This is a genomic window from Chelatococcus sp. CO-6 (assembly GCF_001271345.1).
Taxonomy (GTDB): domain Bacteria; phylum Pseudomonadota; class Alphaproteobacteria; order Rhizobiales; family Beijerinckiaceae; genus Chelatococcus_A; species Chelatococcus_A caeni.
In genome coordinates this window covers 1543805-1555766 of record NZ_CP012398.1, presented here as the reverse complement: position 1 = coordinate 1555766, position 11962 = coordinate 1543805, and the positions used below count along the sequence as shown (strand labels likewise).

The following is an 11962-nucleotide window of genomic DNA, read 5'->3' as shown; positions in this document are numbered from 1 at the left end:
CTGGTCAGGCCCGGCGTCGTTGCGCCGGGGTTCGCTGGGCTGAGCGACGCTGCTCATTCCCTCCCCCCTTGCGGGGGAGGGTAGGGAGGGGGCACCTGGATGACCGCCGTGTTCTTGCGTCACGGCCTCCACCCCCACCCCTCCCCGAGCAAGTCGAGTGATCCCGGCTTGCTCTTCCCAAGATCCCTTCCCGGGTGAATCCGAGATGGGTGGGGGAGGGGAATAGCCGCTCTCGCTACGGCAGCGGCGCTCCTTAACGCTTCAGCCGCAACATCACCCCTGCGGCCTGAGCTGCTTCACGTCCTCTTCGGACGGCAGGTAGTTGGCGCCGTCGCGATAGACGGAATCGACCATAACGCCCTTGCCGTCGCGTACGTCGGTCTTGCCGACATAGGCGCCGAGCGTCGACTGGTGGTCGGTCGCGCGGAAGACGATCTTGCCGAAGGGCGTGTCGACCTCGACGCCCTTGGCGGCGGCGACGAGCTTGTCGGTCTCCGTCGAGCCGGCCTTGGCGAGGACGGCCGCGACCGCCTTCATCGTGCCGTAGCCGACGATGGAGCCGAGGCGCGGATAGTCGTTGAACTTCGCCTGGTAGGCCTTGAGGAAGGCGTCGTGCTCGGGCGTCTTGATGTCGTACCAGGGATAGCCGGTGACGATCCAGCCCTTGGGGGTCTCGTCCTTGAGGGGGTCGAGATATTCGGGCTCGCCGGTGAGGAAGCTGACGACCGAGCGGTCCTTGAACAGGCCGCGGGTGTTGCCCTCGCGCACGAACTTCACGAGGTCGGCGCCGAAAGTGACGTTGAGGATGGCTTCGGGCTTCGACGCGAGCAGCGCCTGCGCCACCGCGCCGGCGTCGATCTTGCCCTGCGGCGGCCACTGCTCGTCCACCCATTCGATATCCGGCCGGGCCTTCGAGAGAAGCTCCTTGAACACCGCGACGGCCGACTGGCCGTATTCGTAGTTCGGCGCCACCGTCGCCCAGCGCTTGGCCGGCAGCTTGGCCGCCTCTTCGGCCAGCATCGCCGCCTGCATGTAGTTGGAGGGGCGCAGGCGGAAGGTGTAGTCGTTGCCCTTGGACCAGGTGATGGCGTCCGTCAGCGGCTCGGCTGCCATGAAGAACACCTGCTTCTGCTTGGCGAAATCGGCCACGGCCAAGCCGATGTGCGAGAAGAAGGTGCCGGTGATGAGCGCCACGCCCTCGCGCGAGACGAGCTCGTTGGCGGCCGTCACGGCCTCGGCCGGCTTGCCGGCGTCGTCCTTGGAGATGACGACGAGCTTCTTGCCGTCGACGCCGCCCTTGGCATTGATCTCCTCGATGGCGAGCTGCCAGCCCTTGCGGTAGGGCTCGGTGAAGGCCGGCAGGGCCGAATAGCTGTTGATCTCGCCGATCTTGATCTCGCCCTGGGCTCGGGCGGCGCCGGTGGCCGCGACAATGGCCAGGGCTGCAAAGGCTACCGATTTTCGCAATCTCGTCCGCATGTGCTCTCTCCCGTTATCGTCCGCGCCCGTCCCCTCTGGTCTGGACCGTCAGCGCAAGCCGTCCTCACCCTTGATCTCTTGCTTCGTCAGCCCGCCGACGCGCGGCAGCGGCCGGCCGGAATCCGTGACGGCGACCGCCACCAGGATCTCGCCCGCGCGCGGTGCGTCGTTGAGGCTGACCTCCATGCCGTCGAAGTGGCTGCGCACATAGGCGGCATCCTTGTGGCCGAGCGGGATGTCGAGCACCGCGCCCGGCCCGCCGCGTTTCTTCGAGGAGGGAATGAGCGCTGCGCCCTTGCCCAGCACCTTGCGCACCGGCGTGCCCATGCGCGGGTGCAGGATGGCGGCGGCATGCTCCAGCTCGCCGTTCTCGCCGACGAGCGCCGCCTTGCCGTAGCTCTCGGCCGCCTGCCCCTCGATGCCCAGCGCCGCGACGGCCTTCTCCGCCAGGAAGCCGCCGAGCTCCTCGCCGATGTCCATGAGCTCGCCGAGGTCCTCGACATAGCGCCCGGCAAAGGGGTTCTCGATCACGGCCACAGCCGCGGCCTTGCGGGTCGGCGGGCTCACCAGCCGGCCCATCTCGGTGTGGGTTTCCTCGACGAATGTCGCGATCTTGCGGATCTTCGCCTTCATCTCAGGCCGTCCTCTCCCTTGATCTCGCTCGCCTTCAGCCCGCCGACGCGGGCGTGGATGCGCGGCCCCGTCGTCATGACGAGGATGACCGCCATCTCGTCGGCGCGCGGGGAATCGGGGATGCCCACCTCCATGGCGTCGAAATGGCTGCGCACGTAGGAGGCGTTGATGTGCGTGACCGGCACGTCGAGGCGCGCGCCCGGCCCGCCGACCTTCTTGGTCGAGGGCACGATGGCCTTGGCATCGCCCAGGGCCTCGCGCATGGCATAGCCGCCGGGCACATGCCACAACGCGCCGTGCTCCAATTCGCCCGCGCCGCCGACGATGGCGCCCTTGCCGTAGCCCTCGATCGCCGCGACGTCGCCGCCGAGGGCGGCGATGAGATCACGCGCCATGGCGAGGCCGAGCGGCTTCAGGTCGTCCATGAAGCCGGCGATATCCTCGACATGGCGGCCGGCGAAGGGATTGGCGATGACGGCGACGATGGCGCCGCGCTTGAGCGGCTTTGCCGCCGGCTGGCCGCCCTCGTGAAAGATTTCTTCCACCGTGATCAGGCGCTTGCGGACATCGACGTCAGGCATGGATTTGACCCGTCTCCCGGAAAGTGTCAGCCGGCCGCGGCGCGGGCGCCGCGACGGTGGGTGCGGCCGGCAGCGAGCCTACCGTTCGCGTATGACCTTGCAAATGCAATGCCGCGGCGATGATCAGTCCGCGGTGGAGAAGCGCCTGCGCGAAGCCGCAGCCGGCGTCGAGCGCCGCCGCGATGTCGATGTCGTCGAGGCGGCGCACGGCGCGCGTCACCGGGCGCTCGCCGAGGTCGCTCTCCGGCGCGAGCGCCGAGGCCGGCACGCGCGTGACGGCGGGATGGCCCGGCAGGTCGACGGCATTGGCGATCATGGTCGCGGCCGCATCCGCCGCCGCCGCGTCGCGGGCGAGCACGGTGACCGCGTCGGCGATGCCCAGCGAGAAGCTGCGCCCGTGCCGGCCGCTCGTCGCGATGCCGCCGACGCCGTGCGCGGCGGTGAGGCTGAGGGTGCCGAAGAGGCCCGGCTCGTCCGGCCGGTCCACCATGCCGATGGAGAAGGTGCTGGCCGCGCTAAGATGGAGCGCGATGTCGCCGCCGTTGTTGACATAGGCCTTGTCGAGCCGTGCCACGGTGAGCACGGCGGCGAGGACCTCGTCCGCATCGGCGCCGGCAACGGCCGCCATGGGCGTGATGAAGCCGGCCCCCGCATAGGGCATGACGGCTCCCTGCATGCGCCGCGCGACGGTGCCGGCGAGCGGCGGATCGCCGGGGCGCGCCTGCCGCCGCAGGGTCGGCAGTTCGGCGCACAGCTCGTCGAGCAGGGTCGCGAAGCGCCGCGCGGCGGCCTCGTAGGCGCGCGCCACCTCGCTCGCTTCGCCGACGGCCTCGATGACGAGGTCGATCGGGCCGTGCTGCAGGTGCAGCCGGCGCCCGTCGGGCAGCATGCGGGCGGTGGCGGCGTCCCTCATCCGTGCGACCTTTTCGCCTTCTGCGGCGACAGCGGCCAGGGATTTTCCAGGCGGTGCGGCACCTGCCGGCGCGCCTCGCCCGGCTCGAGCGACGAGACCGGCCGGACCTCGCCCATATGGCCGCCGAGCGCCTCGTAGTCGCTCAGCCGCATCGTGAACTCGATGGGCGCGACGAGGGCCGGCGTCGGCACGTAGCCGAAGGCGTTCTCCGGCACGCGCGTCACGTCCACCATGAAGGTGATGCCGCCGCCGGGCCAGACATAGACCGGCGCGCCGCCGCAGGTGACATAGGTGAGCGCGTCCTTGACGGAGAGGGTGAGGCGCACCGGGTTCTCGGTGACGCCGGCGCGCAGCGAGCCGCCGGCCCCGCCCATGAAGAGGACGGTGCACAGGGCGGGCTCGCAGTTCTCCTTGATGCGCTCGACCGACTGGCGCAGCGCCTCGGGCAGCGCGCGCTCGACCGGCGTCAGCGTCTCGTCGAGCTCGTAATAGGCATGGTGCTCGCCGGTGGTGGAGACCATGAGGAGCCGGAGGCCCGGCCGCGCCACCTTGGGGTCGAAGGGGCCGAGGATCGACAGGGGATCGGAGATGTTGGTGCCGCCCCAGCCCGTGCCCGGCTCCGCCACCTGGAAGTAGCGGCCCGGGGTCGAGCGCCGGCCCTTCATCTTGATGCCGGTCTCGGGGATGTCGAGCAGCTTGCCGGCCTGGTGCTCGGAGAGGACGCCGGTGATGTGATCGTCGACCACCACCACCTCGTCGACCTTGCCGTGCCACTGCTTGGCGAACATGCCGATGGTGGCGGAGCCACAGCCGACGCGCATGCGCTCCTCGGCGACGCCGTTGACGATCGGCGGCTTGCCGGCCTGAACGACGACGGTGGCGCCGTCGTCGATGGTCATTTCCACCGGCTTCCCGTTGCACAGGTCGAGCAGGGCGTCGCAGGTGATGCGGCCTTCCTTCTTCGAGCCGCCGGTCAGGTGATGCACGCCGCCGAGCGACAGCATCTGCGAGCCGTATTCGCCGGTGGTGACGTGGCCGACGGCCTCACCCTCGACGCGCACGGTCGCCTGCTCCGGGCCGAGGTGGCGGTCGGTGTCGATTTTCACCTTGACGCCGCAATAGCTGAAGATGCCCTCGGTGACGACCGTCACCATGTCCACCCCGTCCACCTCGGACGAGACGATGAAGGGCGCGGGCTTGTAGTCGGGATAGGTGGTGCCGGCGCCGATGGCGGTGACGAAGGTCTCCTCGCCCTGGACGATGGTGCCGTCCCACTCGCCCTTGTTGAAGGGCACCACGTTGCCGCCCTGGGCGAGCGTACGCTCCAGCACCACGTGCGGGTCGATGCGCACCAGCTCGCCCTCGTGGTTGGCGTAGCGGTCGCAGGCGCCCGTCATGCCCGGCTTGATGTAGCACATCACCGGGCAGGCATCGCAGCGGATCTTGTCGTCCTTGGCCGCGCCCGGCGCGGCCACCTGTTCGTTCTGCATGTCAGCCTCGTGCGCCTCTGGCGGCGAGAAGGGCGGCGCGCACCCGGTCGGGCGTCGCCGGCACGCGGCGGATGCGCACGCCGGTGGCGTCGTGGATGGCGTTGAGGATGGCCGGAGCGGTCGGGATCAGCGCCTGTTCGCCGATGCCCTTGGCGCCGAAGGGGCCGACGGGCGAAGCATCCTCGACGAGGATCGACTCGACCGGCGGCATGTCCCCCGCCGAGGGGATGAGATAGTCGTGCAGGTTCTCGCCCTTGCCGGGGAAGAACTCCTCCATCAGCGCAAGGCCGAGGCCTTGCGCGGCGCCGCCCTCGATCTGTCCCTCGACGAGGGTCGGGTTGATGGCGCGGCCGACGTCGTGCGCCGCGGTGATCTTGAGGGCCTTCACCGTGCCGAGCGCGGTGTCGACCTCGACCTCCACCATATGGGCGCCGAAGCCGTAGACGGCGTAGGGGATGCCCTGGCCGTCGGCATCGAGCGGGCTCGTCGGCGGGTCGAAGGTGGCTTCGCCGGTCAGCAGGTAGCCGTGCTCGTCGGCCGGCAGATCGGCCAGGGCGATGGCGCGCTCGTGGCCACCGTCGCGCACGGTGACCGCATCGTCGGCGAAGCTGACCGTCGCGCCCTCGCCGGCATTGGCGAGGCGCAGGATGGCGGCGCGCAGCGCGCGGCCCGCGAGCTCGGCGGCCTTGCCGGTAACGAAGGTCTGGCGCGAGGCGGAGGTCTTGCCGCAGTCGGGCGTCAGGTCCGTGTCGGCCGAGACGAGGTCGAAGCGGGCAATCGGCGCGCCGAGCGCGTCGGCGCAGATCTGGGTGATGACGGTGTTGGAGCCCTGGCCGATGTCGACCGCGCCCTGATGCAGCGCGATGCGCCCGTCGCGCTTGAGGCCGACGCGGATGGTCGAGGGGTTGGGCAACGAGGTGTTGCCGCAGCCGTACCACATGCCGGCGACGCCGACGCCGCGGCGCAGCCGGCCGTCGTCCTTGCGCTCGCTCGTCGCATTGAACGCGGCCGCCTCGGCCCGCGCGCGCTGCCAGTGCGGCACGAGGGCCTCAAAACAGGCGCGGATGCCGACGCCTTCGCCGAGCACCTGGCCGGTCACCGTCGGCTGGTCGGCGCGCAGCGCGTTGCGCAGGCGGAATTCGAGCCGGTCCATGCCGATCCTGTCGGCGAGCTCGTCGTAGAGCTGCTCCTGCGCGATGCTCGCCTGCGGCACGCCGAAGCCGCGGAAGGCGCCGGCGGGCACCAGGTGCGTGTGCACGGCGCGCGTCAGCGCCCGGTAATGCGGCACGTAATAGGGGCCGGAGGCGTGCACCGGCACGCGGTTCGCCACGGTCGGGCCCCAGGAGGAATAGGCGCCGGTGTTGAAGTCGCCGCGGAAATCGAGGCCGACGAGCCTGCCGTCCCTCGTCGCGCCGGCCCGCGCCCTGATGCGCGCCGGGTGGCGCTTCGTCGTCGTCATGATCGACTCGGGGCGCGTGTAGGTCATGCGCACCGGCCGGTCGAGGTGCCACGCGGCGATGGCGACGAAGGGCTGCACCGAGAGGTCGAGCTTGGAGCCGAAGCCGCCACCGACGGCGGTGGGGATGATGCGCACGGCCTCGGGCGCGATGCCGAGCACCTTGGCGACATCATCGCGGTCCATGTAGGGCGCCTGGGTGCAGGCCTGCACCTCGATGCGCTCGCCGACGCGCCGCGCGAAGCCGGCCTCCGGCTCGATATAGGCGTGCTCGACGAAACCGGTCTCGAATTCGCCGTCGACGACCACGTCGGCCTTCTCGAGCGCGGCCTCGACATCGCCCCTGACGACGCGGCCGCCGACGAGGATGTTGCCCGCGCGGCCCGTGTGCACGAGCGGCGCATCATCCGCGAGCGCCGCATCGATCGTCGTATTGGCCGGCAGCTCCTGCCAGGTGACGGGGAAGTCGGACAGGTCGAGCGCCGCCATGGCCGCGGCCTCGCCGACGATGGCCGCCACAGCCTCGCCGCGGAAGCGCGCCTCCGTCTCGGCGAAGACCGGCTGGTCGGCGAAGGGCGGGATGACGCCGTAGCAGTTCTCGCCCGGCACGTCCTTCGCCGTGAAGACGCGCACGATGCCGGGGTGGCGGGCGAGGAAGGCGTCGATGTCGCCGAAGGTGAAAGCGGCGCGGTGGTAGGGGCTACGCACGGCCCTGAGGACGAGGGCATCGGCCGGGGCCTCGTCGGCGCCGAAGATGTCGGTGCCGCGCACCTTCTTCAGCCCGTCGAGGCGGCGGATGCGGGTGCCGACGGCCTCGCCTCCCTCCGGCAGCACCTCGGCCCGCGCCTCGGCCGCCACATCGAGGATGGCGGCGACGATCTTGCGATAGCCGGTGCAGCGGCAGAGCACGCCGCCGATGGCGTCGAGCACCTCGGCCTCGCCCGGCCGCTCGTTGCCGGCGAGGAGCGCGACGGCGGCGACCAGCATGCCCGGCGTGCAGATGCCGCACTGGGCGGCGCCGTGGCGCAGGAAGGCCTCCTCGAGGCGCCCGGCGACGGGGTGGCCGGCCGGCAGGCCTTCGACAGTGGTGACGCTGCAGCCCTCGACCTGCCCGGCGGCGACGAGACAGGCGCAGACGGCCTCGCCGTCGACGAGCACGGAGCAGGCGCCGCAGTCGCCTGCGTCGCAGCCGACCTTGGTGCCCGTGAGGCCGAGGTCGTCGCGCAGCACCTTGGAGAGGCGCGCGGCGGGCGAGGCGGTGACCTCGACCGTCCGGCCGTTCACGGTGAGGGCGAGGCCGGCGTGGCTCTCGGTTGCGGCAACCCGGTCGAGCATGTCAGGCGGCCTCCTTGGCCGCATCGCGCACGCAGGCTTCGAGCGCGCGGGCGACGAGCGTCTCGGCCGCATCCGCGCGGTAGGCACCGGTGGCGCGCACGTCGTCGATGGGGGAAAGGGGGGCAAGATGCGCGGCCTCGACGGCCGCGCCGATACCGGCCGCAGCCGGCTTGCCGATGAGCGCCACCTCCAGCGCCGGCAGGCGCTGGGCCACGGCCGAGCACGAGCCCACGGCGACGCGCGCCGCGTCGATGCGGCCCGTCTCGTCGGTGCGCAGCAGGGCCGCGACCATGACGATGGAGATGACGAGATAGCGCCGCGCGCCGAGCTTGAGGAAGACAGAGCGGGCGTCCGTCATGGCGTGCGGCACGAGCACGGCCGTGACGATCTCGTCCTCGCGCCGCTCCGTGCGGCGATAGCCCGAGATGAAGCCGGCGAGCGGCAGGCGGCGGATGCCGGCGCGGGAGGCGAGCTCGACCTCGGCATCGAGCGCGATCAGCGGCGGCACGCCGTCGGCGGCGGGCGAGGCATTGCAGAGATTGCCGGCGACGGTGCCGCGGTTCTGGATCTGGATCGAGCCGACCTCGCGCGCAGCGGCCTTCAGGGCGTCGAAGCCGCGCGGCAAGTCTGCCCTCGCGATCTCGGTCCAGGTGGTCGCGGCGCCGATGCGCACATGGTCCGGCCCCATGCCGATGCCGCGCAGCTCCGGCAGCGCCGAGATGTCGAGGAAGGGGCGCGCCTGCGGCCGGTCGCCGAGAGCCGGAAAGACATCCGTGCCGCCGGCCAGGACCTGCGCGCCCGTTGTCGCGAGCGCGCCGAGCGCTTCGTCGAGGGTCCGCGGACGGAGGTACATCGATGCCTCCCGAAACTGATGTTCACCCTCTGACGGCATCAGCAATGCCGATCAGTTTTTTGTTGGTATACAAATAATCTGCAACTGGATGAGCGGCACTGTCAAGCGGCAGCCGTCCCGCTTTTTCGGGCAAGGGCGAGGCGTGTCGCATGGCAACTGCCCAAAAGCGCGGCAGGCGCCGCCTGGGGCGCCCCGCACGTCGCTGTGCCTGATGAAGAAAGGATGCCCGATCGCGGCGCCAAGGTCTATGCGGAGGGCTATTTCGGCCCCGCTTTGCCCGACGCTTGCTCCACGCCGAGCCATCGCTGGATGCCCCGGGCGGCGGCCACCCCGGTCGCGAAGGTGGCCTGCAGCAGGTAGCCGCCGGTCGGCGCCTCCCAGTCCAGCATCTCGCCGGCGGCGAAGACGCCGGGCAGGGCCTGCAGCATGAGGTTGTCGTCGAGTGCCTCGCGGCGGATGCCGCCGGCGCTGGAGATGGCGCGGGCGATCGGCCGCGGCGCGGTGAGGGTGAGCGGCAGGGCCTTCGCCGCCTTCGCCAGCGCCGCGGGCTCGGCCGGCAACTCGCCCAGCACCTCCCTGAGGAGATTGACGGAGACGGGCATCAGGCCGCCCGCCTTGCGCAGGAAGGAGGCGGTGGATTGCTTGCCGCGCGGCCGCGCGAGGCGGGCGGCAAGATGCGACGGGCTGAGATCGGGCCTGAGGTCGAGCGTCACCGTCTGCGGGCCGTGCGCGGCGATGGCCTCGCGCAACCGCCCCGACAGGGCATAGATGGCGCCGCCCTCCAGCCCCTCGCGCGTGATGACCGCCTCGCCCATGACGCTCATGCCATCGAAGCCGATGGCGATGCGCTTCAGCGGCGTGCCGGCGAAGCGCTCGGCGAAATGGTCCGACCACGCATGCTCGAAGCCGCAGTTGGCCGGTGCGAGCGGGGCGAGCGCGACGCCGCGTGCGGCAAGAATCTCCGTCCACGTCCCGTCGGAGCCGAGGCGCGGCCAGCTCGCGCCGCCGAGCGCCAGCAATGTGGCGTCGGGCGCGAGGTGAAGCGCATCGCCGTCCTCCCTCTCGAGGAGGAGGCGTCCTTCCCCGTCCCAGCCCTGCCAGCGGTGGCGCGTCGCCAGGGCCACGCCGAGCCCGTCGAGGCGGCGCAGCCAGGCGCGCAGGAGCGGCGAGGCCTTGAAGCTCTCCGGGAAGACGCGCCCGCTCGAGCCGACGAAGGTCTTTTCGCCGAGCCCCTCGCACCAGGCGCGCAGCGCGGCCGGCGGAAAGGCCTCGATCATCGGGGTGAGCCACGGCTCGGCGGCGCCGTAGCGGGCGAGGAAGGCCTCGCGCCCTTCCCCGTGCGTCAGGTTGAGGCCGCCGCGCCCGGCCATGAGGAGCTTGCGCGCCGGCGAGGGCATGCGTTCGTAGACGGTGACGGCAAGGCCGGCCCGCGCCAGCTCTTCCGCCGCCATGAGCCCGGCCGAGCCGGCCCCGATGACGGCCACCGTTTTCCTGTTGTCCGTCATGAGGCCCTACCGGCTGATGCGTGTGGACAGGATGATCGAGGACATGGTGCGCTCCACGCCCTCCAGCGCCCCGATGCGGTCGATGAGCTGGTCGAGCTCCGCGATCGAGGGCGCCGCGACGACGGCGATCATGTCGTAGCTGCCGCTGATGGAGTGGAGGGTGCGCACCTCCACGATGCCGGCGAGCGCCTCCTCGACCTTGCGGGTGAACTTGGGCAGCGCCGTGATGAGCACATGCGCGCGCACGAGGCCGCGCTCGTAATCGTCCGCCAGGCGCACCGTATAGCCCGCAACGATGCCGCGCCGCTCCAGCCGCTCGATGCGGCTCTGCACCGTGGTGCGCGACAGCCTGAGGCGCCGCGCGAGGTCGGCCGTCGGCGTGCGGGCATTCTCGCGCAGGAGGGCGATGAGCTGGCGGTCGGTATCGTCCATCGGCGTTTCGCAGGAAGGAATCGTCGTTTTCACTAAGCGATCTTCGCGTTTCGGCGAAGCGGAATCTTCAATTCGACGGCCAAGGTGCGATCCTGATGGCAATTGCCAAACGGGGAACCACAGCCATGCGTGACCGCAAATCCATTCTCGTCGTCGGAGCCGGCAAGATCGGCGCCACCATCGCCGACCTGCTGACGGGCTCCGGCGATTATGACGTGACGGTCGTCGACCGTGATCAGGCCCAGCTCGACGCGCTCGACGCTGCCCTGTCCGTCGCCAGGGTCCGGCTCGACATCGCCGAGGACGGGGCGCTCGACCGGCTGCTCGCGAAGATGTTCGCCGTGCTCAGCGCCGCGCCCTATCACCTGACGACGCGCATCGCCGAGGCGGCGGCGCGCGCTGGTGTGCACTATCTCGACCTCACGGAGGACGTCGCCAGCACGCGGCGCGTCAGGGAGCTGGCGGCCGATGCGAAGAGCGCCTTCATTCCCCAGTGCGGGCTGGCGCCGGGCTTCATCTCCATCGTCGCCCATGACCTCGCCCGCCGCTTCGACACGCTCGACAGCGTGCGCATGCGTGTCGGCGCGCTACCGCAATATCCGTCCAACGCCCTCAACTACAACCTCACCTGGAGCACGGACGGCGTCATCAACGAATATTGCGAGCCGTGCGAGGCCATCGTCGAGGGCGAACTCGTCGAGGTGCCGGCGCTGGAGGAACGCGAGGAATTCTCGCTCGACGGCGTCACCTACGAGGCCTTCAACACCTCGGGCGGGCTCGGCACCCTGTGCGAGACGCTGAAGGGCAAGGTGCGCACGCTCAACTACCGCACCATCCGCTATCCCGGCCACTGCGCCATCATGAAGGCGCTCTTGAACGACCTCGGCCTGCGCCACCGGCGCGAGCTGTTCAAGGACATCCTCGAAAGCGCGCTGCCGACGACCCTGCAGGACGTCGTCGTCGTCTTCGTCACCGTGAGCGGGCGCCGGGGCGGCCGCCTGGTGCAGGAGACCTACGCGAACAAGATCTACAGCGCGCGCGTCAACGGCATCACCCGCAGCGCCATCCAGATCACCACGGCCTCGGGCATCTGCGCGGTGCTCGACATGCTGGCGACGGGCGAGCTGCCGCGGCGCGGCTTTGTGCGGCAGGAGGACATCGCGCTCGACACCTTCCTCGCCAACCGCTTCGGCCGCGCCTACGGGCAGCCGGCGCCGCAGCCCTACAGCGCCGCGGCGTAAGCATCGTCCGAGCCGTGGCGTCACTCCCTCTCCCCGTTCACGGG

General features: G+C 70.8%; 10 protein-coding genes. 1 reads left to right on the top strand and 9 read right to left on the bottom strand.

Annotated elements, in window-relative coordinates; genetic code table 11:
- Positions 1–273: 273 nt before the first annotated feature.
- From AL346_RS07290 to AL346_RS07250, 9 genes are all read right to left on the bottom strand, one after another.
- Positions 274–1479 carry an ABC transporter substrate-binding protein gene (locus tag AL346_RS07290; RefSeq protein ID WP_040404348.1) on the bottom strand — a complete coding sequence of 402 codons (1206 nt, stop codon included), beginning with the start codon at positions 1477–1479 and terminating at the stop codon, positions 274–276.
- 48 nt (positions 1480–1527) lie between these two features.
- Entirely contained in the window at positions 1528–2112 is a 585-nt protein-coding gene (locus AL346_RS07285) for an amino acid synthesis family protein (protein WP_019402110.1), read from the bottom strand.
- Positions 2109–2693 carry an amino acid synthesis family protein gene (locus tag AL346_RS07280; protein ID WP_019402109.1) on the bottom strand — a complete coding sequence of 195 codons (585 nt, stop codon included), beginning with the start codon at positions 2691–2693 and terminating at the stop codon, positions 2109–2111. The genes AL346_RS07285 and AL346_RS07280 overlap by 4 nt, the downstream gene beginning before the upstream one ends.
- Positions 2686–3606 (bottom strand): UPF0280 family protein, encoded by a 921-nt coding sequence (locus AL346_RS07275; RefSeq protein ID WP_019402108.1) that lies wholly within the window; start codon positions 3604–3606, stop codon positions 2686–2688. The genes AL346_RS07280 and AL346_RS07275 overlap by 8 nt, the downstream gene beginning before the upstream one ends.
- Positions 3603–5096, bottom strand: a complete 1494-nt coding sequence (locus tag AL346_RS07270; RefSeq protein ID WP_019402107.1) for a 6-hydroxynicotinate reductase — start codon at positions 5094–5096, stop codon at positions 3603–3605. The genes AL346_RS07275 and AL346_RS07270 overlap by 4 nt, the downstream gene beginning before the upstream one ends.
- Before the next feature lies 1 nt (position 5097).
- On the bottom strand, positions 5098–7887 hold the full coding sequence (locus AL346_RS07265; RefSeq protein ID WP_019402106.1) for a molybdopterin cofactor-binding domain-containing protein: 2790 nt from the start codon (positions 7885–7887) through the stop codon (positions 5098–5100).
- Between the two features lies 1 nt (position 7888).
- A complete protein-coding gene (locus AL346_RS07260) occupies positions 7889–8740 on the bottom strand; it encodes a xanthine dehydrogenase family protein subunit M (protein WP_019402105.1) in 852 nt (283 codons plus the stop codon).
- Positions 8741–8997: 257 nt separating this feature from the next.
- The gene (locus AL346_RS07255) at positions 8998–10245 is read right to left on the bottom strand and encodes a TIGR03862 family flavoprotein (RefSeq protein WP_019402104.1); all 1248 of its coding nucleotides are present in this window, start codon (positions 10243–10245) and stop codon (positions 8998–9000) included.
- A gap of 6 nt (positions 10246–10251) precedes the next feature.
- On the bottom strand, positions 10252–10677 hold the full coding sequence (locus AL346_RS07250; RefSeq protein WP_019402103.1) for an Lrp/AsnC family transcriptional regulator: 426 nt from the start codon (positions 10675–10677) through the stop codon (positions 10252–10254).
- Between the two features lie 125 nt (positions 10678–10802).
- Here AL346_RS07250 and AL346_RS07245 point away from each other — a divergent pair, with 125 nt between their 5' ends.
- Positions 10803–11918 carry a saccharopine dehydrogenase family protein gene (locus AL346_RS07245; RefSeq protein WP_019402102.1) on the top strand — a complete coding sequence of 372 codons (1116 nt, stop codon included), beginning with the start codon at positions 10803–10805 and terminating at the stop codon, positions 11916–11918.
- The last annotated feature ends 44 nt before the right edge of the window (positions 11919–11962 follow it).

Coding starts and splice junctions, on each gene's coding strand:
- AL346_RS07290 (WP_040404348.1), bottom strand. CDS start 1,479: ATGCGGACGAGATTGCGAAAATCGGTAGCCTTTGCAGCCCTGGCCATT.
- AL346_RS07285 (WP_019402110.1), bottom strand. CDS start 2,112: ATGAAGGCGAAGATCCGCAAGATCGCGACATTCGTCGAGGAAACCCAC.
- AL346_RS07280 (WP_019402109.1), bottom strand. CDS start 2,693: ATGCCTGACGTCGATGTCCGCAAGCGCCTGATCACGGTGGAAGAAATC.
- AL346_RS07275 (WP_019402108.1), bottom strand. CDS start 3,606: ATGAGGGACGCCGCCACCGCCCGCATGCTGCCCGACGGGCGCCGGCTG.
- AL346_RS07270 (WP_019402107.1), bottom strand. CDS start 5,096: ATGCAGAACGAACAGGTGGCCGCGCCGGGCGCGGCCAAGGACGACAAG.
- AL346_RS07265 (WP_019402106.1), bottom strand. CDS start 7,887: ATGCTCGACCGGGTTGCCGCAACCGAGAGCCACGCCGGCCTCGCCCTC.
- AL346_RS07260 (WP_019402105.1), bottom strand. CDS start 8,740: ATGTACCTCCGTCCGCGGACCCTCGACGAAGCGCTCGGCGCGCTCGCG.
- AL346_RS07255 (WP_019402104.1), bottom strand. CDS start 10,245: ATGACGGACAACAGGAAAACGGTGGCCGTCATCGGGGCCGGCTCGGCC.
- AL346_RS07250 (WP_019402103.1), bottom strand. CDS start 10,677: ATGGACGATACCGACCGCCAGCTCATCGCCCTCCTGCGCGAGAATGCC.
- AL346_RS07245 (WP_019402102.1), top strand. CDS start 10,803: ATGCGTGACCGCAAATCCATTCTCGTCGTCGGAGCCGGCAAGATCGGC.